This is a genomic window from Streptomyces sp. NPDC050485 (genome assembly GCF_044458185.1).
GTDB lineage: Bacteria > Actinomycetota > Actinomycetes > Streptomycetales > Streptomycetaceae > Streptomyces.
The window spans coordinates 214,025-239,196 of the sequence record NZ_JBITHR010000002.1 but is presented as its reverse complement, the minus strand read 5'-3'; the positions used below and the strand labels follow the sequence as shown (position 1 = coordinate 239,196).

28 protein-coding genes and 1 riboswitch are annotated in these 25,172 nt (G+C 68.9%); of the genes, 14 read left to right on the top strand and 14 right to left on the bottom strand.

The genetic code is table 11. The features are described 5' to 3' along the window. Positions 1-60 precede the first annotated feature (60 nt). Positions 61-1,179, bottom strand: coding sequence for a lipid II:glycine glycyltransferase FemX (locus tag ACIBK6_RS04810; RefSeq protein ID WP_399048802.1), 1,119 nt, complete (start codon positions 1,177-1,179; stop codon positions 61-63). Between the two features lie 146 nt (positions 1,180-1,325). After that, on the bottom strand, positions 1,326-1,643 hold the full coding sequence (locus tag ACIBK6_RS04805; RefSeq protein WP_399048801.1) for a hypothetical protein: 318 nt from the start codon (positions 1,641-1,643) through the stop codon (positions 1,326-1,328). A 265-nt stretch (positions 1,644-1,908) separates the two neighbouring features. Here ACIBK6_RS04805 and rpsF point away from each other — a divergent pair, with 265 nt between their 5' ends. The 4 genes from rpsF to rplI all read left to right on the top strand — a co-directional run bounded on the left by rpsF (position 1,909) and on the right by rplI (position 3,603). Beyond that, entirely contained in the window at positions 1,909-2,199 is a 291-nt protein-coding gene (gene rpsF, locus ACIBK6_RS04800; protein ID WP_100575641.1) for a 30S ribosomal protein S6, read from the top strand. A gap of 74 nt (positions 2,200-2,273) precedes the next feature. Beyond that, positions 2,274-2,858: a single-stranded DNA-binding protein gene (locus ACIBK6_RS04795; protein ID WP_399048800.1), complete on the top strand. Its 585-nt coding sequence runs from the start codon at positions 2,274-2,276 to the stop codon at positions 2,856-2,858. Between the two features lie 43 nt (positions 2,859-2,901). Further along, positions 2,902-3,138 (top strand): 30S ribosomal protein S18, encoded by a 237-nt coding sequence (rpsR, locus tag ACIBK6_RS04790; protein ID WP_005315025.1) that lies wholly within the window; start codon positions 2,902-2,904, stop codon positions 3,136-3,138. 18 nt (positions 3,139-3,156) lie between these two features. Next, entirely contained in the window at positions 3,157-3,603 is a 447-nt protein-coding gene (gene rplI / locus ACIBK6_RS04785; protein WP_114038679.1) for a 50S ribosomal protein L9, read from the top strand. A 145-nt stretch (positions 3,604-3,748) separates the two neighbouring features. On the opposite strand, the gene ACIBK6_RS04780 is transcribed toward rplI, so the two are convergent. Then, the gene (locus ACIBK6_RS04780; RefSeq protein ID WP_399048797.1) at positions 3,749-5,098 is read right to left on the bottom strand and encodes an MATE family efflux transporter; all 1,350 of its coding nucleotides are present in this window, start codon (positions 5,096-5,098) and stop codon (positions 3,749-3,751) included. A 423-nt stretch (positions 5,099-5,521) separates the two neighbouring features. On the opposite strand from ACIBK6_RS04780, the gene dnaB reads away from it, so the two are divergent. Both dnaB and ACIBK6_RS04770 read left to right on the top strand, forming a co-directional pair. After that, positions 5,522-7,018: a replicative DNA helicase gene (dnaB, locus tag ACIBK6_RS04775; RefSeq protein ID WP_399048795.1), complete on the top strand. Its 1,497-nt coding sequence runs from the start codon at positions 5,522-5,524 to the stop codon at positions 7,016-7,018. Positions 7,019-7,392: 374 nt separating this feature from the next. Then, entirely contained in the window at positions 7,393-8,796 is a 1,404-nt protein-coding gene (locus tag ACIBK6_RS04770) for a serine hydrolase domain-containing protein (RefSeq protein ID WP_399048794.1), read from the top strand. Positions 8,797-8,854: 58 nt separating this feature from the next. Here ACIBK6_RS04770 and ACIBK6_RS04765 read toward each other — a convergent pair whose 3' ends face one another. Beyond that, a complete protein-coding gene (locus ACIBK6_RS04765; RefSeq protein WP_399048793.1) occupies positions 8,855-9,307 on the bottom strand; it encodes a GNAT family N-acetyltransferase in 453 nt (150 codons plus the stop codon). Between the two features lie 26 nt (positions 9,308-9,333). Then, complete coding sequence (locus tag ACIBK6_RS04760) at positions 9,334-9,792, bottom strand: MarR family winged helix-turn-helix transcriptional regulator (RefSeq protein WP_399048792.1); 459 nt, start codon at positions 9,790-9,792, stop codon at positions 9,334-9,336. 136 nt (positions 9,793-9,928) lie between these two features. On the opposite strand from ACIBK6_RS04760, the gene ACIBK6_RS04755 reads away from it, so the two are divergent. Both ACIBK6_RS04755 and ACIBK6_RS04750 read left to right on the top strand, forming a co-directional pair. Next, positions 9,929-11,137 (top strand): MFS transporter, encoded by a 1,209-nt coding sequence (locus ACIBK6_RS04755; RefSeq protein ID WP_399048790.1) that lies wholly within the window; start codon positions 9,929-9,931, stop codon positions 11,135-11,137. Positions 11,138-11,174: 37 nt separating this feature from the next. Beyond that, on the top strand, positions 11,175-11,603 hold the full coding sequence (locus ACIBK6_RS04750; protein WP_399048788.1) for a heme-binding protein: 429 nt from the start codon (positions 11,175-11,177) through the stop codon (positions 11,601-11,603). 75 nt (positions 11,604-11,678) lie between these two features. Here the strand turns inward: ACIBK6_RS04750 and ACIBK6_RS04745 are convergent, their stop codons facing one another. Next, positions 11,679-12,533 (bottom strand): GNAT family N-acetyltransferase, encoded by an 855-nt coding sequence (locus ACIBK6_RS04745; RefSeq protein ID WP_399048787.1) that lies wholly within the window; start codon positions 12,531-12,533, stop codon positions 11,679-11,681. Between the two features lie 5 nt (positions 12,534-12,538). Continuing rightward, the gene (locus ACIBK6_RS04740; RefSeq protein ID WP_399048786.1) at positions 12,539-13,060 is read right to left on the bottom strand and encodes a DUF2269 domain-containing protein; all 522 of its coding nucleotides are present in this window, start codon (positions 13,058-13,060) and stop codon (positions 12,539-12,541) included. A 131-nt stretch (positions 13,061-13,191) separates the two neighbouring features. Between ACIBK6_RS04740 and ACIBK6_RS04735 the strand changes: the two genes are divergently transcribed. Further along, positions 13,192-13,827, top strand: a complete 636-nt coding sequence (locus ACIBK6_RS04735) for an HAD family hydrolase (RefSeq protein WP_399048784.1) — start codon at positions 13,192-13,194, stop codon at positions 13,825-13,827. 68 nt (positions 13,828-13,895) lie between these two features. Here the strand turns inward: ACIBK6_RS04735 and ACIBK6_RS04730 are convergent, their stop codons facing one another. The 4 genes from ACIBK6_RS04730 to ACIBK6_RS04715 all read right to left on the bottom strand — a co-directional run bounded on the left by ACIBK6_RS04730 (position 13,896) and on the right by ACIBK6_RS04715 (position 17,099). Continuing rightward, positions 13,896-14,378 carry an NUDIX domain-containing protein gene (locus tag ACIBK6_RS04730; protein WP_399048783.1) on the bottom strand — a complete coding sequence of 161 codons (483 nt, stop codon included), beginning with the start codon at positions 14,376-14,378 and terminating at the stop codon, positions 13,896-13,898. 58 nt (positions 14,379-14,436) lie between these two features. After that, on the bottom strand, positions 14,437-15,333 hold the full coding sequence (locus ACIBK6_RS04725) for a LysR family transcriptional regulator (protein ID WP_399048782.1): 897 nt from the start codon (positions 15,331-15,333) through the stop codon (positions 14,437-14,439). A gap of 217 nt (positions 15,334-15,550) precedes the next feature. Then, entirely contained in the window at positions 15,551-16,681 is a 1,131-nt protein-coding gene (locus tag ACIBK6_RS04720; protein WP_399048781.1) for a cystathionine gamma-lyase, read from the bottom strand. Positions 16,682-16,718: 37 nt separating this feature from the next. Beyond that, positions 16,719-17,099: a phage holin family protein gene (locus ACIBK6_RS04715; RefSeq protein WP_399048777.1), complete on the bottom strand. Its 381-nt coding sequence runs from the start codon at positions 17,097-17,099 to the stop codon at positions 16,719-16,721. Between the two features lie 50 nt (positions 17,100-17,149). Here ACIBK6_RS04715 and ACIBK6_RS04710 point away from each other — a divergent pair, with 50 nt between their 5' ends. From ACIBK6_RS04710 to ACIBK6_RS04695, 4 genes are all read left to right on the top strand, one after another. Further along, positions 17,150-17,467: a cupin domain-containing protein gene (locus ACIBK6_RS04710; protein WP_399048776.1), complete on the top strand. Its 318-nt coding sequence runs from the start codon at positions 17,150-17,152 to the stop codon at positions 17,465-17,467. Positions 17,468-17,606: 139 nt separating this feature from the next. Then, positions 17,607-17,828 carry a DUF5326 family protein gene (locus tag ACIBK6_RS04705; RefSeq protein WP_399048775.1) on the top strand — a complete coding sequence of 74 codons (222 nt, stop codon included), beginning with the start codon at positions 17,607-17,609 and terminating at the stop codon, positions 17,826-17,828. A gap of 342 nt (positions 17,829-18,170) precedes the next feature. Further along, entirely contained in the window at positions 18,171-18,941 is a 771-nt protein-coding gene (locus ACIBK6_RS04700) for an IclR family transcriptional regulator (RefSeq protein ID WP_399048773.1), read from the top strand. A 102-nt stretch (positions 18,942-19,043) separates the two neighbouring features. After that, positions 19,044-19,481, top strand: a complete 438-nt coding sequence (locus ACIBK6_RS04695; RefSeq protein ID WP_399048772.1) for an SsgA family sporulation/cell division regulator — start codon at positions 19,044-19,046, stop codon at positions 19,479-19,481. Between the two features lie 11 nt (positions 19,482-19,492). Here the strand turns inward: ACIBK6_RS04695 and ACIBK6_RS04690 are convergent, their stop codons facing one another. Further along, positions 19,493-20,839 carry a YibE/F family protein gene (locus ACIBK6_RS04690; protein WP_399048770.1) on the bottom strand — a complete coding sequence of 449 codons (1,347 nt, stop codon included), beginning with the start codon at positions 20,837-20,839 and terminating at the stop codon, positions 19,493-19,495. Between the two features lie 71 nt (positions 20,840-20,910). Continuing rightward, positions 20,911-21,045: riboswitch (TPP riboswitch) on the top strand. Here ACIBK6_RS04690 and thiC point away from each other — a divergent pair. Next, positions 21,038-22,816 (top strand): phosphomethylpyrimidine synthase ThiC, encoded by a 1,779-nt coding sequence (gene thiC / locus ACIBK6_RS04685; protein WP_399048769.1) that lies wholly within the window; start codon positions 21,038-21,040, stop codon positions 22,814-22,816. (Overlaps the previous riboswitch by 8 nt.) 66 nt (positions 22,817-22,882) lie before the next feature. On the opposite strand, the gene ACIBK6_RS04680 is transcribed toward thiC, so the two are convergent. Together ACIBK6_RS04680 and ACIBK6_RS04675 are read right to left on the bottom strand one after the other, a co-directional pair. Continuing rightward, positions 22,883-23,731 (bottom strand): hypothetical protein, encoded by an 849-nt coding sequence (locus ACIBK6_RS04680; protein ID WP_399048768.1) that lies wholly within the window; start codon positions 23,729-23,731, stop codon positions 22,883-22,885. Between the two features lie 173 nt (positions 23,732-23,904). After that, positions 23,905-25,074 (bottom strand): metallophosphoesterase, encoded by a 1,170-nt coding sequence (locus ACIBK6_RS04675; protein WP_399049304.1) that lies wholly within the window; start codon positions 25,072-25,074, stop codon positions 23,905-23,907. Positions 25,075-25,172: the final 98 nt, after the last annotated feature.

Sequence of the window (25,172 nt, the reverse complement as noted above, 5' to 3'; positions counted from 1 at the left end):
CCGGACCTTTCTGATGGCTGCGATGTGTCGGGGGTACGGGGAACGAGGTTACGCAACCGGTCAGCGGCGCGACATATAGATGTCCAGCGCCTTGTGGAGCAGCTTGTTCAACGGGAAGTCCCACTCGCCGAGATACTCGGCGGCCTCGCCCCCGGTGCCCACCTTGAACTGGATGAGGCCGAAGAGGTGGTCGGTCTCGTCCAAGGAGTCGGAGATGCCGCGCAGGTCGTAGACGGTCGCACCCATCGCGTACGCGTCGCGGAGCATCCGCCACTGCATCGCGTTGGACGGCCGGACCTCGCGGCCGATGTTGTCGGAGGCGCCGTAGGAGTACCAGACGTGTCCGCCGACGACCAGCATCGTCGCAGCGGAGAGGTTTACGCCGTTGTGCCGCGCGAAGTAGAGCCGCATCCGGTTGGGATCCTCGGAGTTGAGGACCGTCCACATGCGCTGGAAGTACGAGAGCGGACGCGGCCGGAAGTGGTCGCGCACCGCGGTGATCTCGTACAGGCGCTGCCACTCGGCGAGGTCCTCGTAACCGCCCTGGACGACCTCGACCCCGGCCTTCTCCGCCTTCTTGATGTTGCGGCGCCACAGCTGGTTGAAGCCCTTGAGGACGTCGTCGAGCGAACGGTTGGCCAGCGGAACCTGGAAGACGTAGCGCGGCTGGACGTCGCCGAAGCCGGCGCCACCGTCCTCGCCCTGCTGCCAGCCCATCTTCCGCAGCCGGTCGGCGACTTCGAAGGCGCGCGGCTCGATGTGCGTGGCCTCGACGTCGCGCAGGCGCTTCACATCCGGGTCCTGGATACCGGACTTGATGGCGGTCGAGTCCCAGCGGCGGATGACGACGGGCGGGCCCATCTTCACGGAGAACGCGCCCTGCTGCTTGAGGTGCGCGAGCATCGGCTTCAGCCACTCGTCCAGGTTGGGCGCGTACCAGTTGATGACCGGGCCCTCGGGCAGATACGCCAAGTAGCGCTTGACCTTGGGGAGCTGGCGGTATAGCACCAGACCGGCGCCGACGAGCTCGCCGTTCTTGTCGAACCAGCCGAGGCTCTCGGAACGCCATTCCGTCTTGACGTCAGCCCACGCCGGGACCTGGCAGTGGCTCGCCGCAGGCAGGCTCTGGATGTACGCCAGATGCTGCTCACGGCTGATGGTCCTCAGGGTCAGGCTCATGCGGGGCGCTCCTCGGCAGGTGTGTCCCCATGGGTACAGGGGCTCCGGCTCTCGTGCCGAAGCCTACTGGGCCGCAGGAGCGCCCCGGATGGCCGTACGGCACAGTGCCGTACGGCCATCCGGTGGTGGGGGGTGCCGTGCGGTGGTCAGCCGCCGACGACACCGCCGAAGAGGCCGCCGTGGGCCATGCCGAGGAAGAAGCCGACAGCGGAGGCGCCGAGCCCCAGGATCAACAGGAACCGCTCCCGGGTCGTCGCCGAGATGAACTGGCCGTACGCGCCCGTGACAATCCCGGCGAGGCCGGCCCACGAGCTGACCAGGTGGAGGTTGTAGAACCACGCCGTGGTGAAGGCCAGCGCGCCCAGCACGGCCGCGACGGCCGCGAACGTGTCCTGGAGCGGATGGGCCTTGCCGTCGGTGGCGAAGAGGGAGACAGGGGCATTCGGACGCACTGCTTGTGCCATGGGGCACCTCCTGGCGGAAAGCGGCGAAGGGTGACGCCGCACACACCCGATCTGTACAGATTGCGTCCCCTGCCCACCGGATTTCAACCGGAAGCGGGTCAACAGGTACTCTGGACGGTCTGCACCGGTGTCAGCCGTGCCCGCATGCCGTCCCGCTCCTCGTGGAGGGGGATTGTCAGTGGTCGCCGATACCGTTGCTTACGCATCACGACCCTCCTGCCACGGAACGACCGTGGCCGCTGAGTCCAAAGGAGGTGGGTTCCACATGCGTCACTACGAGGTGATGGTCATCCTCGACCCCGATCTGGAGGAGCGCGCTGTCTCTCCCCTGATCGAGAACTTCCTCTCCGTCGTCCGCGAGGGCAACGGAAAGGTTGAGAAGGTCGACACCTGGGGCCGTCGTCGTCTCGCCTACGAGATCAAGAAGAAGCCCGAGGGCATCTACACGGTCCTCGACCTTCAGGCCGAGCCTGCGGTCGTCAAGGAGCTCGACCGTCAGATGAACCTGAACGAGTCGGTCCTCCGGACCAAGGTCCTCCGCCCCGAGACCCACTGAGCTTCCGCTCAGAGGCAATCGGGTCCGAGTAGCAACACAGCAGCCAGCAGCAATCCCCGCCGAGAGGTTCATCCATGGCAGGCGAGACCGTCATCACGGTCGTCGGCAATCTCGTCGACGACCCCGAGCTGCGCTTCACCCCCTCCGGTGCGGCCGTCGCGAAGTTCCGTGTCGCGTCCACTCCCCGTACCTTCGACCGTCAGACCAATGAGTGGAAGGACGGCGAGAGCCTGTTCCTGACCTGCTCGGTCTGGCGTCAGGCGGCGGAGAACGTCGCGGAGTCGCTTCAGCGAGGCATGCGCGTAGTCGTGCAGGGCCGGCTGAGGCAGCGGTCCTACGAGGACCGCGAGGGCGTCAAGCGCACGGTCTTCGAGCTGGACGTCGAGGAAGTCGGCCCCAGCCTCAAGAACGCCACGGCCAAGGTCACCAAGACCACCGGCCGAGGCGGCCAGGGCGGCTACGGCGGCGGCGGTCAGCAGCAGGGCGGTGGCAACTGGGGCGGAGCCCCCAGTGGTGGCCAGCAGGCCGGCGGCGGTGCTCCCGCCGACGACCCGTGGGCTTCCAGTGCGCCGGCCGGTGGCGGACAGCCGCAGGGTGGCAGCGGTGGCGGCTGGGGCGGAAGCTCCGGCGGCGGCTACTCGGACGAGCCGCCCTTCTAGGGCAGCTCGTACCCCCACTTCTTGATCACACAGGAGAAACACCATGGCGAAGCCGCCTGTGCGCAAGCCTAAGAAGAAGGTCTGCGCTTTCTGCAAGGACAAGACCGCTTACGTGGACTACAAGGACACGAACATGCTGCGGAAGTTCATTTCCGACCGCGGCAAGATCCGTGCCCGCCGCGTGACCGGCAACTGCACGCAGCACCAGCGTGACGTCGCCACGGCCGTCAAGAACAGCCGTGAGATGGCGCTGCTGCCCTACACGTCCACCGCGCGATAAGGGAAGGGTGACCGAATAATGAAGATCATCCTCACCCACGAGGTCTCTGGCCTCGGCACTGCCGGCGACGTCGTTGACGTCAAGGACGGCTACGCTCGCAACTACCTGGTCCCGCGTGGTTTCGCGATCCGCTGGACCAAGGGTGGCGAGAAGGATGTCGCGCAGATTCGTCGTGCGCGCAAGATCCACGAGATCGCGACCATCGAGCAGGCCAACGAGGTCAAGGCCCAGCTCGAGGGCGTGAAGGTGCGTCTGGCTGTTCGCTCCGGCGACGCCGGCCGTCTCTTCGGCTCTGTCACCCAGGCCGACGTCGCTGCGGCGATCAAGGCTGCCGGTGGCCCGGACGTGGACAAGCGCCGCGTCGAGCTCGGTGCGCCGATCAAGACCCTGGGCGCCCACCAGGTGTCTGTGCGTCTGCACGCCGACGTTGTCGCGAAGCTCGGCGTCGAGGTCATCGCCGCCTAAGCACCGCACCGCACAGCACAGAAAGGGCCGTACCCTCCGGGGTGCGGCCCTTTCGCTGTGTTTCACGTGAAACGGAAACGTCGTCTCTCACCCTGCTTCGCTGTTTCACGTGACGCTGCACGGCACGGTTTCACGTGAAACACGGTCAGCGTGTCGCGCCGGTGACCAGCCAGCGGCCGGAGCGGGCTCGGAATACCAGGGTCAGCATCCGGACCGTCATCATCAGAGCCATGGCCCACCAGAGCGCGGTCAGCCCGCCGCCGAGCGTCGGAACCAGGAGCGCCACCGGAGCGAAGACGGCCAGCGTCAGCAGCATCGCGCGGGCCAGATAGGGACCGTCGCCCGCGCCCATCAGTACGCCGTCGAGTACGAACACCACTCCGGCGAGCGGCTGGGTCAGCGCGACCACCAGCAGGGCGGGCAGCAGGGTGTCCTGGACGGTCCGGTCGCTGGTGAAGAGCGGGATGAAGGCAGGCCGGGCGGCCACGACAAGCAGGCCGAGCAGTACCCCGAAGGCGATGCCCCACTCCACCATGCGGCGACAGGCCTGCCTGGCGCCCGCCACGTCGTCGGCGCCGAGATGGCGGCCGATGATTGCCTGGCCTGCGATGGCGATCGCATCGAGGGCGAAGGCCATCAGATTCCACAGGGACAGGATGATCTGGTGGGCGGCGATGTCGGCGTTGCCCAAGCGGGCAGCGACGGCAGTGGCGATCATCAGGACGGATCGGAGCGAGAGCGTGCGGACCAGGAGCGGCACGCCCGCTTGTGCGCTGTTCCTGATGCCACCCGTGTCGGGCCGCAGGGAGGCCCCGTGCTGTCGGGCCCCACGCACGACCACGGTCAGATAGACGGCGGCCATGCCGAACTGGGCGATGACGGTGCCCCACCCCGATCCCGCGATGCCCAGTCCGGCCCCGTAGACGAGTCCCACATTGAGCACGCCGTTGACCGCGAAGCCGCCGATGGCGACGTACAGGGGAGTCCTGGTGTTCTGGAGCCCGCGAAGCACTCCGGTGGCGGCGAGCACCACGAGCATGGCCGGGATGCCGAGGGCGGAGATCCGGAGGTAGGTGATGGCGTACGGGGCCGCAGTGTCCGAGGCGCCGAAGACGCCGACGAGCCAGGGAGCGGCTGGCAGTACGGTGGCCACCACGGCGGCGCCCAGGAGCAGGGCCAGCCAGATGCCGTCCATACCCTGACGGATCGCGGCCCGCAGGTCGCCTGCGCCTACCCGGCGGGAGACCGCGGCGGTGGTGGCGTATGCGAGGAAGACGAAGATGCTCACGGCGGTGGTGAGCAGAGGGGCGGCAATACCCAAACCGGCCAGTTGCGGGGTGCCGAGGTGGCCCACGATCGCGCTGTCCGCCAGCACAAAGAGCGGCTCGGCGACGAGGGCTCCGAATGCGGGAACGGCGAGGGACACGATCTCGCGATCGTGTCGGCGTCGGGACTGCCGCCGGTCGTTCTCCGGCGCCGCGGGGGCCAGTGTCATGCGCTCAATCTAATCTTCCACAGGTAATAGATGCAATGCATCTGTGATCCTTACCTCGGAGCCGCGGGCAGCTTCTTGCGTGGGTCGTTTGTCGCGATCTTGAGCCAGTCGGGAAAGTTTTTCTCCCCCACAGCCGGTGGATGGAGAAACCCCAGGTCAGACGGGTGATGGGTGGGAGGCTATGACTTTGTCCACAGTGCTGTCCCCCGGTCCGTGCACAGGTTCCGGAGACTTCTCCACAGCATCCGGTCGTTCGTCCACATGCCCTGTGGATAACCAGATTGGCTGACGCCGCTCGCGGGCCTAACGTGGTCCGGCGCCCGACGCGCCGGAACCGGAGTCGGGCCGCTCGATTTGTCAGTGCCGTGCCGTAGAAAGAGTGGCACGGTTAGGTCCGCGGAGCGGACGGGAGGAGGTGGCCCGGTGAGCATTCCCGAGCCGTTGGACGAGCCCTGGGCCGACACCGGTCCAAGTGACCGTCTGCCTGTTTCCCGCCAGCGCGGCGACAGTGAGGGCCGCGGCGGCCGCGGTCGCGGCAGGGGCCGCGACGACCAGCACGACCGAGGCCAGGACGACTGGGACGGGCCGTCCTCCGGCTTCGAGCGGGTGCCCCCGCAGGACATCGACGCCGAGCAGTCGGTCCTCGGCGGCATGCTGCTGTCCAAGGACGCCATCGCGGACGTCGTGGAGATCATCAAGGGCCACGACTTCTACAAGCCCGCCCACGAGACCGTCTACACGGCGATCCTCGACCTCTACGCCAAGGGCGAGCCGGCCGACCCCATCACGGTCGCCGCCGAGCTGGTCAAGCGCGGTGAGATCACCCGCGTCGGCGGTGCGTCGTACCTCCACACGCTGGTCCAGTCCGTGCCGACGGCCGCGAACGCCTCGTACTACGCGGAGATCGTCCACGAGCGAGCGGTACTCCGCAGGCTTGTCGAGGCGGGCACGAAGATCACGCAGATGGGATACGCGGCCGACGGCGATGTCGATGACATCGTCAACTCCGCACAGGCCGAGATCTACGCGGTCACCGAGCAGCGCACCAGTGAGGACTATCTGCCGCTCGGCGACATCATGGAGGGCGCGCTCGACGAGATCGAGGCGATCGGCTCGCGCAGCGGCGAAATGACCGGTGTGCCCACCGGATTCACCGACTTCGACTCGCTCACCAACGGGCTGCACCCCGGCCAGATGGTCGTCATCGCCGCCCGTCCCGCCATGGGTAAGTCCACCCTGGCACTGGACTTCGCCCGGGCCTGTTCCATCAAGCACAACCTGCCCAGCGTGATCTTCTCGCTCGAAATGGGGCGCAACGAGATCGCGATGCGTCTGCTCTCGGCCGAGGCCCGGGTAGCCCTCCACCACATGCGCTCCGGCACCATGACCGACGAGGACTGGACGCGGCTGGCCCGCCGCATGCCGGACGTCTCCCAGGCTCCGCTCTACATCGATGACTCCCCGAACCTGTCGATGATGGAAATCCGCGCCAAGTGCCGCCGCCTGAAGCAGCGCAACGACCTCCGCCTCGTCGTCATCGACTATCTCCAGCTGATGCAGTCCGGCGGTTCGAAGCGCGCCGAGAGCCGGCAGCAGGAAGTCTCGGACATGTCGCGAAACCTGAAGCTCCTGGCGAAGGAGCTGCAGCTGCCGGTGATCGCCCTCTCGCAGCTGAACCGTGGCCCCGAGCAGCGTACGGACAAGAAGCCGATGGTCTCCGACCTGCGTGAATCCGGCTCCATCGAGCAGGACGCGGACATGGTCATCCTGCTGCACCGTGAGGACGCCTACGAGAAGGAGTCGCCCCGCGCGGGAGAGGCGGACCTGATCGTGGCCAAGCACCGTAACGGCCCGACCGCGACGATCACCGTCGCCTTCCAGGGCCACTACTCGCGCTTCGTGGACATGGCGCAGACCTGATCCCACAGGCTTGTAGCGTCCAATTTCTGACGCCAGATTCCAGATCGCCGCGACCACTGTCTGACGGATTGGTCGTCAAATCTGGGCAACCCCACGCCCGCTGAGCGGGGGCTTCTTCCTGCATGGCGCCCCGTTTACCGGAGAGCGTAGTCGCGTGCCCGCTACCCCTCGATCCGGTCAGCAGCCAGGAGCGTCGGCCTGCGCCCGCACAATCTCGATCTCGGCGTGCAGATCAACCGGCTTGAGCGAGATCTCTCACTCGACTACTACGGGCGGCGTCCCGAACCGGTGGCTACAGCGGTCGGCGTCGGAGGGCTGCTCCATCAGGTGAAAAGCGGTCGACTGGACGCAGGAGCCCAGATAGACCTTGTCCTATGACTTCAGCCAGTTCGCCCGCATCACCTGCGCCCTTCGAAGAGCTGCTTCCGAGCACGCGGCGCGCCCTTCTCCACCGCATCGCCGTCGCCCAGTCCACCGAGCGGGCGCCCTCGCTCGTCGCGGCGGTGGTGCGGGACGGGCGGATGGTCTGGTCCGATTCGCGCACCTCGGTCGACGGCCACGGCCCTGATGCAGACGTCCAGTACCGCATCGGTTCCATCACCAAAACGTTCACTGCCGTTCTGGTGCTGCGGCTGCGCGACGAGGGGCTGCTCGACCTCGACGACCCGCTGGAGAAGCACCTCCCCGGCACGGATGCGGGCGGGGCGACCATCGCTCAACTCCTCGCGCACACAGCCGGGTTGGCCGCCGAGACGCCCGCTCCCTGGTGGGAGCGGACGCCTGGCAGCCTGCGCCCCGAGCTGGCCGATGTGCTGGGCGAGCAGTCGCGGCTGCATCCCGCGGGCCGGCTGCACCACTACTCCAACCCCGGCTACACGCTCCTCGGGTCGCTGGTGGAGGCGGTACGGGGAGTGCCGTGGGAGGAGGCTCTGCGGGCCGAGATTCTCGAACCGCTGGGCCTGGACCGTACGAGTACGCAGCCAATGCAACCCCACGCCGGGGGCTGGGCGGTGCATCCGTGGGCTGATGTACTGCTTCCCGAGCCGTCCGAAGACCTTGGTCTCATGGCTCCCGCCGGCCAGCTCTGGTCGACCGCGGCGGACCTCTGCCGCTTCGCTGCCTTCCTCGCGGAGGGCGACGACCGGGTGCTGAGCGCCGAGTCCGTGGCGCAGATGCGCACCCCTTCCGCGCCCCCGCAGGCGGGAGACCGGGAAGGCGGTTACGGGTTGGGCGTGCAGCTCGCCCACCACAACGGGCGTGATCTCGCCGGGCACACGGGCTCGCTGCCCGGGTTCGTCGCGAGCCTGTGGGTAAGCATGGCGGACGGCGTGGCCGCAGTCGCTCTCGCCAATGCGACGTCGAGCGTGAAGTGCGGCACGCTGGTCTCCGACCTCGTGCGGATCGTGGCCGAGGCTGAGCCGCGCTTCCCCGAGCCCTGGCGCCCGCTCCCCGAGGTCGATGGGGAGCTCTTGGCGCTCACGGGGCCCTGGTATTGGGGCACTCAGCTCTACGGTCTGAGGCTGACTACCGACCGAGGCGTGGCCCTGGAGCCGCTCGGCGGCAGTGGCCGGGCCTCCGGCTTCAAGGCCGCACCTGATGGCACCTGGACCGGCCTCGACGGTTACTACCAGGGGGAGACGCTCCGTGTGGTGCGGCGGCCGGACGGCTCGGTGAGCCATCTCGACCTCGGGTCCTTCGTGTTCACCCGCGAGCCCTACGGGCCGGAGGTGACGGCGGTACCGGGTGGCGTGGATCCCGAGGGCTGGCGCGGAATCTGACGTTTCACGTGAAACACGGGCCATGTCACGGTCCCTGTTTCACGTGAAACAGCGGGACCTACAGAGGCTTCTTGAATCCCACGTGTGAGGCCTCGAACCCCAGCCGCTCGTAGAAGCGGTGGGCATCGGTTCGGGTGATGTCCGATGTCAGCTGGACCAACTCGCAGCCCTGGCGCCCGGATTCGTCGACGGCCCATTCGATGAGCCGGGTGCCGAGGCCGCTGCCGCGTTCGTCGCCGTGGACGCGTACGCCTTCGATGATCGACCGGGTCGCTCCGCGCCGCGACAGCCCGGGGACGATCGTGAGCTGGAGGGTGCCGACAACCTGACCGCCGCGATCGGCGACCACCAGATGCTGGTTCGGATCGTCCGCAAGGCGGTCGTAGGCGCCGCGGTAGGGCGCGAGGTCGTCGGGTGACTCGCGCTGTGCGCCCAGCGGATCGTCCGCGAGCATCGCCACGATCGCTGGGATGTCCTCGGGCATGGCGGGCCTGATTTCAAGATCGCTCATGGCCCCGGATCGTACGCCCGGCTGCCTCAGGCCGGGATGTGGAGGGCCTCGACTGCGCGGACCAGCGGGGCCAGCTCCGGGTTCTTCGCCGCTTCGTCGAGCGCCTCACGCAGGGCCCTGTCGTTGGTCGGCCGGGCGTCGGAGAGCAGGGCGAGCCCGGACTCGGTGACATCGGTGTAGATGCCGCGCCGGTCGGTGTCGCAGAGGTAGCGGGTCAGCAGGCCGCGATCCTCGAGCCGGGTGACGAGCCGGGTGGTGGCCGACTGGCTGAGCACGACGGCGTCGGCCACCTGCTTCATCTGGAGATGACCGCCCGGGCCGTTGTGCTGGCGGTTGAGGACATCGAGGAGTGAGTACTCGCGCACGCTGAGGCCGTGGCCGGACTGCAGGGCGCGCTCGATGTGGGTGTCGATCCTGCCGTGCAGCAGGGAGAGCGCGCACCAGCCCTGGGCGAGGGCGGTCAGTGCGGGGTCCGTGGCGGTCATGCGTGTGTCCTCCATCCGGAGCGGTGTGTCACCAGGATAGGTCACGCATGCAATAGCCCGCGCTTGCAATTAGTCGGCGTCTGCAATTATTGTGAACGCTCGTAAGGTGCTCCCGCAATCTTTGGAAGGTACTTCCATGCCACTCGCGCTCCTAGCCCTGGCCATCGGTGCGTTCGGTATCGGCACCACCGAGTTCGTGATCATGGGGCTCCTCCCCGAGGTTGCCGGGACCTTCGACGTCGCCATCCCCACCGCCGGGTACCTGGTCAGCGGCTATGCGCTCGGCGTGGTGCTCGGCGCTCCGCTCGTGACCATCCTGGGAACGAAGATCACCCGTAAGCGGATGCTGATGCTCCTGATGGGCTTCTTCGTCGTCGGCAATGTCGTCTCCGCCGTCGCACCCAGCTTCGGGCTGATGCTCGCGGGACGGATCGTCGCCTCCCTCGCGCACGGCGCGTTCTTCGGGATCGGTTCGGTCGTCGCGGCCGACCTGGTCGCCCCCGAGAAGAAGGCCGGAGCGATCGCCATGATGTTCACCGGACTGACCGTCGCCAATGTCGTCGGCGTGCCGACCGGCACACTCATCGGCCAGCAGGTCGGCTGGCGCACGACGTTCTTCGTCGTCGCCGCGCTCGGGGTGCTGGGCCTGCTGGGCGTCGCCAAACTCGTACCGGACATGCCGAAGGCCGAGGGCGTACGGCTGCGGCACGAGATCGCCGCGTTCCGGAACGTGCAGGTGCTGCTCGCGATGGCGATGACCGTGCTCGGCTTCGGCGGAGTGTTCGCCGCGATCACTTACATCACTCCGATGATGACCGACGTCGCCGGCTACGCCGACACCTCCGTCACCTGGCTGCTCGTCCTCTTCGGCCTCGGCATGGTCGCGGGAAATCTCATCGGCGGCCGGTTCGCGGACCGCGCGCTGATGCCGCTGCTGTACGTGTCGCTATCCGGGCTCGCCCTGGTTCTGGCGCTGTTCACGGTGGCTGCCCATGACAAGGCCGCGTCCGCCGTCGTGGTCTTCCTGATCGGGGCGCTGGGCTTCGCGACGGTGCCGCCACTGCAGAAGCGCGTACTCGACCAGGCCGCGGGCGCACCCACCCTGGCGTCCGCCGTCAACATCGGCGCCTTCAACCTTGGCAATGCGCTCTCCGCCTGGCTCGGCGGCCTCGTCATCGCGGCCGGGCTCGGCTACACCGCCCCGAACTGGGTCGGTGCCGCGCTCGCCGCGTCCGCCCTCGTGCTGGCCTTCGTCTCCAGCGGGCTTGAGCGGCGTACGAATGCGGGCGGCCGGATCGTCGCGAGTGCCGTCCCCGAGTCGGTCCGTGCCACGGCATCCCACTGAATCAACTGCACTGTCCCATCAAGGAGTTACCCCTCTCATGAGCACCACCCTCGCTGTCGCCCCACTCGGCATCCAGGACGCCGAAGCCCTCGTTGAAGCGGCCCGCTCCGCTGCCGAGACGGCCGGAGTCGCCGTCGCGGTCACCGTCCTCGATGCGGGCGGCCAACTGCTCGCCTTCCGCCGGGACGACCGGGCCGTACTGATCGCGGGCGAGACCAGCACGCGCAAGGCGTACACGGCACTTCAGCTGAACGCCCCCACCGCCGACCTCGTCGACGCGGTTCAGCCGGGCGGCCTGTTCCACACCCTGCCGACGGGTCTCGACCGCCCGCTGCTGTTCATCGCCGGCGGTGTCCCCGTCCACCGCGAAGGCCGCCTGATCGGAGCGATCGGCGTGGGTGGCGGCGCCCCCGACCAGGACCACGGGTTCGCGAACGCCGCCGTGGAGGCCCTGGCCCAGCGTTGACTGCCCAAGTGCCCGCGGAATCAGGGCACATGGGGGCGGACACTCGCGGTTTGGTGAAGTTCTCCCGCAGCGCGGTCAGCCCGCGGCCACCGTCAAAGGTGCGAAGCGGCGCGTCCAGTCGCCGGGGAGAGCCGGGATGCCGTGCGTCATCACCGCGTTGAAACCGACCGACTCCACACCGGAAGCCTTCAGCCAGTTCAGCAGAGTCTCGTGGCGTACATCCACATCGGTGCGCAGCGGGCGGTCCGTGCCGGCCGCGAGGGAGGCGACGAGCGCCTTCGCCGTCTCCGTGTCGCGGGCGATCAGTGGGCCCACCGCATGGGTGTTCATATTGGGCCAGGCGGCCGCGAATCCGGTGAGCCCGGCCGAGTCCTCGGAGACGCGCAGCTGGTCGGCGAAGGCCGGCAGGCGGGCGATCAGGTGGGTGCGGTCCTGGCCGAAGACCTCGGCGTCGAGCCGGAGGATCCTCGGCAGGTCCTCGGCGGTCGCCGGACGGGTCGCCACCGTCGGCGCCGGGCCCGATGGCCGGAAGTGCCCCCGGACCATCTCGGCCCGGCCGGTCGTCTCGAAGCCGAGCTCTTCGTACAGCGGGCGGCCGTACGGCGTGGCGTGCAGGGTGAGCGGAGTGCCCTCCAGCTGCCGCAGGACGTGCTTCATCAGGCGCCGTCCGACGCCCTGGCGGGCGAACCGATCGGCCACCAGGACCATGCCGATGGCCGCGAGACGCGGTCCATAAGAGGTGATGACACAGGCCGTGACGAGGCCCTTTCCATCCGGGGTGTCGATCCCGTAGCCGGTGCCCGCCGCGAGTAGGAATCCCCACTTGTGCTCCTCGCGCGGCCAGCCCCGGTCCTCGGAGAGGTCGGCGCAGGCGGTGAGGTCTTCGGTGGTCAGGCGGCGAATGGGGAGCTCGGCGAGCGGTGAGGGCATGAGGGTCAGGTTGTCTGACGCACTGGCGCGGCGTCCACCACTTTCCGGTTCTCGGCACGGTGCTTCCGGCCACGCCTGGTCAGTCCCCAGGGCTTGAGCACCGAGATCGCCGTCATGAAGAAGTACGCGCTGGAGGAGACGACCGGGGCGGCGACCAGGCTGGTGTCGGGCGCACCGGCCGCGACCGCACTGTTGATTTCGGGCCGCAGCACGAAGGCCGACAGGGAGAGCGTGATCAAGGTCAGCCAGAACTTGATCCAGACCCAGCGATGCCGGGCGAGGCCCCAGCGGGTGCCCAGCGACAGCACCACTCCGGTGCTCAGTGTGGCGAGAGCGATGGGCACCACCAGCCAGTCACCGAAGACCTTCATGGAGCGGTACGCGGCCTCGGTCATGGCGGCGGAGTCCGTGGTGTACGCGGTGACCCCGAGTGTGAGTAGCCCAAGGGCGAGACCCAGCCAGCTCACCGAGACCGCGACATGGGCCACCAGCCAGCCCCGACGGGCCCGCCGACTCAGATGTTTCACGTGAAACAGCGTGCGGCGCGGGCGGATGGATGCAGGGTGAGAGGGATGTTTCACGTGAAACACGGTGCCGTCGAACGCCCCCGCAGGGCGTCCGACGGGGGGAGTAACCCCACGTACTAGCCTCGGCGTACATGGCCAGACTTCACCTCTTCGACCTGGACGGAACGCTCATACGGGGGTCCGCCGCACCGATCGAGATATCCCGGCAGCTCGGACTGCTCAGCGAGATAGGCGAGCTGGAGCGGGAGCTGGCCACCGGACGGATCGGGCCGCCCGAGTACGCGGTGCGCGTGCACGCCCTGTGGTCCGGGCTCACCGAGCAGCATGTGGCGACGGCTTTCGCGACCGCTCCCTGGCTCGTCGGGATCCGGGAGGTCTGGCGAGAGATCCGAGAACGGGGCGACTACTGCGCCGTCATCTCGCTCTCCCCGTCCTTCTTCGTGGAGCGGCTCCTGAGCTGGGGCGCCCACGCCGCCCACTGTTCCCTCTTCCCGGAGGTGCCCTTCACCCGGCCCGTGGACCCGGCGGGAATCCTCAGCCCGGCCGCCAAGGTGACCGTCATGGGGCGGCTGTGCGCCGAGTTCGGTGTCGGCCCCGGGGATTGCGTGGCGTACGGGGACTCGATGTCCGATGTGGAACTCTTCGCGGCGGTGCCTGTGTCCGTCGCGGTGAACGCGGACCGCCATCTCGCCGGGCGGGCCACCCGCACCTACCGCGGTGGCGATCTCCGTGAGGCCTACGCCCTGACCCGGGCCGAGGGAGCCTGACGGGACGCCGGGCCGGATACCCGGACTTCGGCGGCATGCGTACGGGCACCTTGTCTGTGGTGCCCCGGCTACCCCAGATCGGGGGCGTGCATCGCCCGTACGCCCTCGATGTTGCCATCCAGGTAGTGCCTGAGGGACAGCGGGACGAGGTGGACCGAGGCGATCCCGACCCGGGTGAACGGGATCCGGACGATCTCGTACTCCCCGCACGGCTCCTCGATCTCGGGGCCGTGCCGCAGCGAGGGGTCCATGGAGTCCAGGCGGCAGACGAAGAAGTGCTGCACCTTCACCCCGGTCGCCCCGCCGTCGGCGCCGATGTGCTCGACGGTGTCGACGAAGCAGGGCACCACATCGGTGATCTTCGCGCCGAGTTCCTCGTGCACCTCGCGGTGAAGGGCTTCGACGACGGTGGAGTCCTCGGATTCGACGCCGCCACCGGGGGTGAGCCAGTACGGATCCATGCCGGGCTTGGTTCGCTTGATCAGGATCAGGTCGTCACCGTCAAGCAGAACAGCTCGTGCGGTGCGCTTGACCACTGGACGTACGGTCATGGGAGAAATGTGGCCCGAAGGGGCGCCTGCGAAACTCCCCGGGCTCCCCCGCCGCTTCTCAGCCCCAGTCGGCCGCGGCACGCAGCAGCCATTCCTGCGCCCGCGCGATGTGGGGCAGCCCGAGTGTGCCGGTGCGCACCGCGAGGAAATACGTGCGCAACGGCGGCACCGGAGGGTCGAGGAGCGCCACCACCTCGCCCTGCTCCAGGGCCGTCTCGCACAGATAGCGCGGCAGTACGGCGAGGCCCGCGCCGGCCGTCACCGCCGCGAGGACAGCCCGCAGGTCGGGGGCGACGATCGTGCCCACGGCAGTCGGTTTGGTGTCGAACACCGACGCCCAGTAGCGCGTCACCAACGGCAGCGACTCATGGACCTCCACCACCGGGATCGGCTCCAGGACACGGGGTCCGTCGCGTCGGAGCGCGGCGGGGCTGAGCCGCGCCGCCCAGCGCACCCCCGCGACCAGTACGTGCTCCTCGTCGCACAGCGGCGTCGCGGTCAGCAGCCGGCCGCGCGGGCGGGCGGTGGCGATGGCCAGATCGTGGTGGCCGGCGGCCAGCCCTTCGAGGGTGTCCTCGGCGCTGCCGAAGGAGGCCCGCAGCGCGAGGCCCTGCGGAATGAGGCGGGTGAGCGCGGGCAGGGCGCGCAGCGAGGTGAACTCCGGAGGCCCGGCCAGATGCAGGGTCCGCAGGCCCGCTTCCCCGGCGAGCCCGGATTCGGTGATCTCGACCAGGGCGTCCAGATGCGGCGCGGCCCGCTGGGCCAGTTCGTCGCCGACGGTCGTCGGGGTCACCCCGCGCGCCTGGCGGAGGAAGAGGGGGCGGCCCAACTGCCGCTCCAGGGTGCGGATCTGGCTGGTCACCGCAGGCTGTGAGAGCCCGAGCAGTGATGCGGCGCGGGTGAAGGAGCCGGCCCGGTGCACGGTGACGAACGTACGCAGCAGGGCAAGGTCCATGCTGCCCTCCCGTCCTGAACTGCCTTGCGACGTCCCCGGCCGGATCCAACTATAAATATGTCGATAGGTCGCTGTCGCTACTGTGATTGGACACTGACGCAGAGTCAACTAGCCTTGTTCGGGCGGTTCTTCGCGCGCGAGAACCGGGACGGTCCGAGCCATGAGGGGGGAGGCTCGGACCGTCCGTCCTACGTAGTGGATGTACTGCCCACCGGAGTCATCCGGCGGAACCCGCCTGGTCGAGGGCGCGTTCCACATCCGCGATCAGGTCGGCGGGGTCCTCGGCGCCGGCCGAGAGACGGATGAAGCCCTCCGCGACCGCGTCGCCGCCCCAGCGGCCGCGCCGCTCGGCCGTGGACCGCACCCCGCCGAAGCTGGTGGCGTCGTCGACCAGGTGGAGCGATTCCAGGAACCGCTCGGCGAAGCCGCGGTTCGGCAGGTCGAAGGAGACGACGCAGCCGAAACGCCGCATCTGCCCCGAGGCGAGGCGGTACGACGGGTCGGACGGCAGCCCCGGGTAGCGCAGCCCCGTGACCTCGCCGCGCTTGGCCAGTGCCTCGGCGAGCGCCAGCGCGTTCGCCGACTGGCGGTCGGCGCGCAGCTGCAGGGTGGCAAGGGAGCGGTGCGCCAGCCACGCCTCCATCGGCCCCGGGATCGCCCCGACGACCTTGCGCCACTTGCGGACCCGGGCGGCGAGGTTTGGATCGTGGCACACCACATAGCCGAGCAGAACGTCGCCGTGCCCGGTCAGACCCTTGGTGCCGCTGGCGACCGCGAAGTCCGCGCCGAGTTCGAGGGGCCGCTGCCCGAGCGGTGTGGCCAGGGTGTTGTCGACCGCGACCAGGGCGCCCGCCTCATGTGCGGCCCGCGCCAGACGGCGTACGTCGCACACATCGAGGCCCGGATTGGAGGGCGTCTCGATCCAGAGCAGCTTCGCGCCGTCCAGGACGGCCAGTTGGGCATCGCCCGCGGTCGGCGCGGTGCGCACCTCGATGCCGTACGCCTCCAGCTGCTCGCGCACCAGTGGCAGCGCCTGATAGCCGTCGTCCGGCAGGACCACCGTGTCGCCGGCGCGCGCCTGGGAGAGCAGCACGGCCGAGACCGCCGCCATCCCGGAGGCGAAGACGACTGCCTCGGCCGTTTCGTCGGGGGACTCCAGCTCGGCGATGGCCCGCTCCAGGTGAGTCCACGTCGGGTTGGTGTCGCGGCCGTAGGTGTACGGGCCCGCCGCCTCGCCGGGCAGATGGAAGTGGGCGGCGAACACCGGCCCGGGGAGGGCCGGTTCGTACGCCACGGGCTCGGGAAGACCGGCCCGTACCGCCCGTGTTCCGTCACCGGGATTCGTCATGCGCACGCTCCACAACGGGAGAGGGGGTGGCCAAGGCTCAGTCCCTGTCGTCGGGCAGGACGATGTGCATCGCCCAGGACACGATCGAGATGATCAGGGCGCCGAGCACGGCGGTCCAGAAGCCCTGGACGTGGAAGCTGAGGTTGAGCCTTCCGGCCAGCCAGGAGGTCAGCAGCAGCATCAACGCGTTGATCACCAGTGTGATCAGGCCGAGCGTGAGGATGAAGAGCGGGAAGGAGAGGAACTTCACCACGGGCTTGACGACGAAGTTCACCACGCCGAATACCAGCGCGACCAGAATCAGCGTCAGCACCTTCTTGCCGGTGCTGTCGCCGGTCAGGGTGATGTTCTTGACCAGCCAGATGGCGACCGCGAGGGCTGCCGCGTTGGCGATCGTCTTGACTACGAAATTCTTCATGTGTCTGATCGTGGCAGACCTGATCGGCACGAGTGCAGGGGCAGAGGGCGATGAAAGAATTCCGGCTCGACGAGTTGGAGGCGGAACGGGCCGCCAACGACGGCGCATATCTGCAGTTTCTGCGCGAGCGGAACATGTCGGTGGGGTTGTACGCCCTCGACGCGGGCGCGCACGACCCGCAGTCCCCGCACGCCCAGGACGAGGTCTACTTCGTGGTGAGCGGCCGCGCCTCGATCACCGTGGGCCTGGAGACGACGCAGGTCGCGCGGGGCAGCGTGGTCTATGTGCCGGCCGGGGTGGCGCACAAGTTCCACCACATCGCCGAGGACCTGAGGGTTCTGGTGGTCTTCTCTCCGCCCGAAAGCTGAGGGTCGCCCCCGAGTCTCCCTAGGGGTTCGGTCAGGGGAGTTCAAGGGCTGCGAGGGCCCCGCACGGCACCCCCTCGCCCCTAGCATCGAGAGTGTCGAAAGCACACAACTCGTGAAACGAACGGAAAGAGGTTGGACGATGGCCGCACGGGAGATGTTCGCGGGGATGCCCTGGTGGGTGAAGTGGGTCGCCGTGCCCGTCATCGCCCTGTTCGTGTTCGGCGGGCTGATCGCGAGCGTGGTCGGCTTCCTGTTCGGGCTGCTCTTCAAGGTCCTGGTCTTCGTGGCCCTGGTCGGCGGTCTGATCTACGTCGTACGGAGGTTCATGTCCTCCTCGTCCTCCTCGCGCGGCGACTGGTAGCGCTCACGCGGCGACTGGTAGCGAAGCCGGGCGGAACCTGAGGTTCCGCCCGGTGGCCGTACCGGGTCCGACCGGGCCCCGGGCCGATCCCGGCAAGCTGTGACCAGTGCGTTCGGGGATTAGCCCGGCCGGGGGAACGGGCCCGTGCAACCCCCTTCCGCAAAGGGGGCGGCCGTTAGAGTGGCAAGCCTCTGCCGCCCCCTTGGGAATCACGGGTCCCGACCGCACACGACCGCCGGTCCGACCGGCCCGTGCCGCCGTCCACGGGACCGCGGCGGGCGCGCGGGGGCGGCCCCCGCGGGCGGGCGTGGTGCCCGTCAGGACGCCTGGGGGTGACCTGTTGTGGCCACGGCTTCGAATGCCGCCGTCCCTACCCTGATCGGTTCGGTCCAGCGGGCGCTGCGCCTGCTGGAAGCGGTCGGTTCCCACACGGACGGCGCCCCGGCCAAACAACTGGCGCGAGAAGCCGGACTGCCGCTTCCCACCGCGTACCACCTGCTGCGGACCCTGACCCACGAGGGCTATCTGCGGCGCGAGAACGGGGTGTTCGTCTTCGGTGCGGCGGTCGAGCGGCTGGCGGACGGGGGCGCGCTGCAGAATCGTCGCAGCAAGATCGCCAACTCGCTGGTCCGCTGGCGGGACTCCGTTGGGGTGCCCGTCTACTTCGCGGTCTACCGCGAGGGTGAGATCGAGATCGCCGGGGTTGCCGACACCCCCGCCGTGCCCGCCGTCGAGGAGTGGGCCGACTTCCGCGAGACCGGGCACGCCCACGCGATCGGGCAGTGCCTGCTGAGCCAGCTCGACGACCGCACGCGCGAGGACTACCTCGACCGTCACCCGGTCCGGTCGATTACTCCCTACACCGTGCGGGACCGGCGCGCCCTGCTGGACCGGCTGGCGGCTACGGAGCGTATGCGACCTGTGATCGAACGGCAGGAGTACGTCCTGGGCACCGTCTGCGCCGCCATCCCCATCACCGCCGGTTCCAGCGCCGCGACCATGGCCATTTCCATGCCCCTCCACCAGGAAGAACGGCTGCTGCCCGCGATCGAGCAGCTACGGGGCGAAGTGGGGAGCCTGCTCAGTTCGCTCACGTTCTCTATCAGTATCTGAAAACTCACTCCTTGTGATCTGTTAGCGCTTACAGCACGATGGCGTCAAGAGGGCCATGGGGGATCAATCCCGGCCAGTTTCAGCTAAAGCGGGGTGCGTGTGATGCGTGGGTCGGTTGAGGCAGAAGTGATGATGAGCTTCCTCGTCTCCGAGGAGCTTTCCTTTCGGATCCCGGTGGAGCTGACATACGAGGCGGCGGACCCGTATGCGGTGCGGATGACCTTCCACCTTCCCGGCGACACGCCTGTCACCTGGGCTTTCGGCCGCGAGCTGCTGCTCGACGGCATCAACAGGCCGACCGGGGACGGTGATGTGCGGATCGAGCCCACCGAGCCGGATGAGCTCGCCGATGTGCGCATCCGGCTCCAGGTGGGCGCCGACCGGGCTCTGTTCCGGGCCGGCGCCGCACCGCTGGTGGCCTTCCTGGACCGCACCGACCGGCTCGTGCCCCTGGGGCAGGAACGGATGCTCGGTGACTTCGACGGGCATCTGGAGGACGCGCTCGGCCGCATCCTCGCCGAGGAGCAGAACGCCGGCTGACCCGGAGTCCGCTACTTCTTACGGCGGTGACCGCCCCCACCGCGTACCGGACCCAGCCGTGCGGCGGTGCCGGTGCCGGAAGCCGGGCGGTCGGCGGACACCACCAGGGCGGCCAGCGCGGTGGTCACCGGCACCGAGGCGACCAGTCCGATCGACCCGACCAGCGTGCGGACCACCTCCTCGGCGACCAGCTCGCTGTTGGCCACCGTGCCCACACTGCTCTGCGCGATCGAGAACAGCAGCAGCAGGGGCAGCGCCGCGCCCGCGTACGCGAGGACCAGGGTGTTGACCACCGACGCGATGTGGTCGCGGCCGATCCGGATGCCCGCCCGGTACAGACCGCGCGGACCCATCGTCGGATTCGCCTCGTGCAGCTCCCAGACCGCCGAGGTCTGCGTGACCGTCACATCGTCGAGCACGCCCAGCGAGCCGATGATGACGCCGGCGAGCAACAGGCCCGACATGTCGATGTCCGGGTAGAGGCCGTGGATCAGACCGGTGTTGTCGTCGGTGTTGCCGGTGAGCGAGGCCCAGCCGATGAAGACCGAGCCGAGCAGGCCGATGAGGATCAGCGAGACGAGGGTGCCGAGGACGGCGACGGAGGTGCGCGCCGAGAGGCCGTGGCACATGTAGAGCGCGATCAGCATGATGGCGCTCGCTCCGACCACCGCGACGAGCAGCGGATTGGAGCCCTGCAGGACCGCCGGCAGGATGAACAGGGTCAGCACCGCGAACGAGACCACCAGGGCCACCAGCGCCATCACCCCGCGCAGCCGGCCGACGACCACGACCGCCAGTGCGAAGATCCCGGCGAGCAACGCCATGGGGAATCTGCGGTTCACATCGGTCACCGAATACTGCAGGTCATGGGGGGCGTCGGGGGCATACGCCACGATCACGCCCTCGCCCTGGTGCAGTTGGCGGGGCGAGTCGGGCTGGACGATCTCGGTGAAGGTTCGGCCCTTCTCCTTGCCCGAGGTGACCTCGACGGTCGCCTTCCCGCACAGGCCCTGCTGGGCACGCCTGGCCTGCTGGCCCTCGGCGGTGGAGGTGTCGCCGTTCGACGGGGTCTGACCGGCATTGACCGTCTTGCAGTCCACCTTGTCCACTTTGATGACCTTGGCCTGCTGGGTCTGGCGGTCGAAGCCGACGCCGGTGCGCTGGTGCGGCGGGGCGCCGCCGGGCCAGAGCACCACGAGACCCACAACTACCGCTGCGGAGAAAGGAATCAGCACAGCGGCGATGACTTTGCGGAGGTGCTTCGACACGGGTGCAGCGGGGCCGTGGCTGTGCGAGTGGCCATGCCCGTGGCCGTGTCCGCTCGGCTGTTGCGGATGGTGCGGTTCTGGTGAGGTCACCGCACGATCATCGCAAGAACGGAGGGGGCCCTCTGTTCAGCACGCCAGTGATGACGCTAGCGTGGTGACACCTTTGCACACGCGGGAGCTCGGAGCACCGGGCTGAGAGGGCGCTGAAAGCCGTACGAACCGTACGGAACAGGCTGCGCCGACCGCCGAACCTGTTACCGGGTAATGCCGGCGTAGGGAGTAGGTCTCATGACCATTCAGGATGCACGCACGCCTGCCTCCAGTACCGAGGAGAGCGGGAAGTCCATCGGCTGGCACAAGGGGTACGTCGAGGGGTCGCGCCCGGACCTCCGGGTGCCGGTCCGCCAAGTGCACCTCACCAACGGCAAGGACGTGACGCTGTACGACACGTCGGGGCCGTACACCGACCCGAACGTCGAGACCGACGTCCGCCGCGGCCTCGCCCCGCTCCGGGAGAACTGGATCATCGGGCGCGGCGACACCGAGGAGTACGCGGGCCGACCGGTCCGCCCCGAGGACGACGGCATCAAGCACACCTCGCCGCGCGGGGGCCTCAAGAACCTCGACGCGGTCTTCCCCGGCCGCCCGCGCCAGCCCCGCCGGGGCCGCGGCGGCCAGGCCGTCACCCAGCTCGCGTACGCGCGCCGCGGCGAGATCACCCCGGAGATGGAGTACGTCGCGATCCGCGAGAACGTCTCCCCCGAGGTCGTCCGGGAGGAGATCGCGGCGGGCCGCGCGGTGCTGCCCGCCAACATCAACCACCCCGAGATCGAGCCGATGATCATCGGCAAGCGGTTCCTGGTGAAGGTCAACGCCAACATCGGGAACTCCGCGGTCACCTCCTCCATTGAGGAAGAGGTCGACAAGATGACGTGGGCCACCCAGTGGGGCGCGGACACGGTCATGGACCTCTCCACGGGCCGCAACATCCACACCACCCGTGAGTGGGTTCTGCGCAACTCCCCGGTCCCCATCGGCACCGTGCCGCTGTACCAGGCGCTGGAGAAGGTGGACGGCCGCGCCGAGGAACTGACCTGGGACATCTACAAGGACACGGTCATCGAGCAGGCCGAGCAGGGCGTCGACTACATGACGGTCCACGCCGGTGTCCTGCTGCGGTACGTGCCGCTGACCGCCCGCCGCAAGACCGGCATCGTCTCGCGCGGCGGGTCGATCATGGCGGCCTGGTGCCTGGCGCACCACAGGGAGTCGTTCCTGTACGAGAACTTCGAGGAGCTCTGCGAGATCCTCGCGGCGTACGACGTGACGTACTCGCTGGGCGACGGCCTGCGGCCGGGTTCCATCGCGGACGCCAACGACGAGGCGCAGTTCGCGGAGCTGCGCACGCTCGGGGAGCTCAACACGATCGCCAAGCGCCACAACGTACAGACGATGATCGAGGGCCCCGGGCACGTCCCGATGCACAAGATCAAGGAGAACATCGACCTCCAGCAGGAGATCTGCGAGGAGGCCCCGTTCTACACCCTGGGGCCGCTGACCACCGATGTGGCGCCCGCCTACGACCACATCACCTCCGGCATCGGTGCGGCGATGATCGCCTGGTGGGGCACCGCGATGCTCTGCTACGTCACGCCCAAGGAGCACCTCGGCCTGCCCAACCGCGATGACGTGAAGACCGGCGTCATCACCTACAAGATCGCCGCGCACGCGGCGGACCTGGCCAAGGGGCACCCGGGGGCGCAGGAGTGGGACGACGCGCTCTCGGACGCCCGGTTCGAGTTCCGCTGGGAGGACCAGTTCAACCTGGCCCTCGACCCGGACACCGCCCGGGAGTTCCACGACGAGACGCTTCCCGCGGAGCCGGCCAAGACCGCGCACTTCTGCTCGATGTGCGGCCCGAAGTTCTGCTCGATGAAGATCTCGCAGGACATCAGGCGCCAGCACGGCGGCGATCTGAAGTCCGAGGAGATCGAGGCCGGGATGGCGGAGAAGTCGGCAGAGTTCGCGGCAAGCGGGAACCGGGTGTACCTGCCTCTCGCCGACTGACGTACGGGGCTGGTTGTTTCACGTGAAACGGGGTGTTTCACGTGAAACAACCAGCCCGTTGGCCGCTCAGTCCGGCTGGTGCTCCGGCCCGCCGAAGTCGGGGCTGGTGAAGTCGGGGCTCGTGAAGCTGGGATGGCTGTTGGGGGAGGCGCCGTCATCGGGGCTGTCGAAGCCCGGGCGGTCGTAGCCGAGGGTGGGGATGCGGCCCATGGGGCGGCGCGGGGCAGGGGCTCCGGGATCCATGCTCGGGTCGGCGAGCGCGTCGCGCAGGAAAGGGTAGACGCCGCGTTCCAGCAGGGCGTGGCGCCAGGCCTCGCGGGCGCGGGCGACCTCCTGGGTGCGCTCGTCGGGGGCGTCCGCCTCGCCGTCCTCGTCGATGGCCACGACCTGGGTCGCGCCGTTGCGCAGCGCGGTGAGCAGCAGGCCGATGCCGGCCGCCAGTATCGCGGCGGCGGTCAGCGCGCCGAAGAACCAGCCGGCCGTCAGCATGGTGTCGGCGAACGCGGGCTGCGGGTTGAGCATCTTCAGGATGTAGCCGACTAGCAGGAAGATCGCGGCGGCGGTGCCCGCAAGCACCGGGGCCAGTACGGTGACGACGGCGCCGATGCCCGCTCCCGAGGGCTCCAGGACCTCGCCGGCCGCCGACACCAGGTCGGAGCCGGCGGCTTCTCCTCCCACGGGCTGCGTGCGCAGCTCTTCGCGCGCCGCGACGTAGTGCTCGTACTCGGCGCTCGCCCGCTCGGTGATGAAGGTGCCGGCGGCGAGCACCATGGTGCGCAGCTGCACGGCGTTGAGGCGGTCGCCGATACCGGACAGCTCGGGCCGTTCATGCGCGGTGCGCAGTGCCTCGTCGAGAATCCGCTCGAACTCCGGGCGGTCCTCGACCAGCAGGTGCGGAGCGCTGTTCATGTGCATCCCCCGATGCTCCGTAGGGCCGGGAAGCCCGCCTGATGAACGGGCAGTTGGGCGGAAACGGAGGAGAGCCTGCTACGGATAACCCGATGGTAGAGCCGCTACGGCACGGGGTGACAGGGTGTTTCCAGAAATGGCATACCCGGCGCTTTGCGGAACGCCTTCCCTGTCAACCGTCAGTCATGCAACGGAAGTTGCTGGACCAGCAGTTTTCCGGCCATGGTCACGCCGCCGTCCATGGCGATGGCAAGACCGTCGGCGTACACGTGCGGACCCTCCACAACCGGGCGCGAGTCCTCCTCGCCGTCCTCGGTGCCGACCTCGCCGAGGAGATACGGAATCGGGCTGTGGCCGTGCACCACGCGCTGTCCGCCGTATGCCGAGAGCAGTTCGCGCGCGGCCTGCGGGCCCGTGTCGTCGCGGAACGCGAAGCGCTTGGTGAACTTGCGGAACAGGTCCCAGCACTCGTCGGCGTCGCCCCGGTTGAGGATGGCGTGGACGGTGTCGTTGACCGCCTCGATGGAGTCGCCGTACTCCAGATAGGCGGTGGTGTCGGAGTGCATCAGCAGGTGGTCGTCCTCCTGCTCGATCGCGTCGAGCCGGGACATCCACTGCAGGTGGACGTCCTGGAGCCGGTCCATGTCGGCCTTCTGGCCGCCGTTGAGCAGCCAGGCGGCCTGGAAGGTGGCGGTGCCCGCGCCGGAGTTGACGGGGGTGTCGGCGAACCGCTTGGCGCCGATGAGCAGCAGCTCGTGGTTGCCCATGAGGGCCTTGCAGTAGCCGCCGGCGGCCGCTGCCTCGGCGGAGAGCCGCATCACCAGGTCGATGACGCCGATGCCGTCGGGGCCCCGGTCGGTGAAGTCGCCGAGGAACCAGAGGCGGGCGGTGCCCGCGGCCCAGTTGCCCGATTCGTCGATGAGGCCCTGCTCGCGCAGGGCGGCCAGGAGTTCGTCGAGGTAGCCGTGGACGTCGCCGACGACGTACAGCGGGCCCGGTCCGTCCGGCGCCTGCGGGGCGACGGGCTCGACCGTCGGCAGCCGCAGGGTGTCTCCTCGGTTGATCACCGGGAGGTCGCGAGCAGTCGGCGTGTAGTCCTCGGAGGGCTCATCACCCGGACGGGTGGCCCCGCTGGGCGCCGGAGGCTGCGCGATCGGTGTGGGTGCTTCCGGGCGGCGGGCCGGGGGCTCCTGCTGGAACACCGGCGCCATCGGCTCCGGCCGGGCGGCCGGTTCCTCCGGGTGTGGCGCGGGGGCCTGTTGCGCGTACGGCGGCACCCGGAAGTCACGCAACGTCTCCGTCCGCACGGGTCCCTGACCGGCCCCCTGAGTCATCGACCCCTCCACCACCGTCGCGCCGCCGTACACCGTAGGAGCCTCCAGGTCGGGAGGGGATCCGTGGTGTCGTGCGCCCATCATAGGAATGAGCCTCATGCTGTGTGACGCAC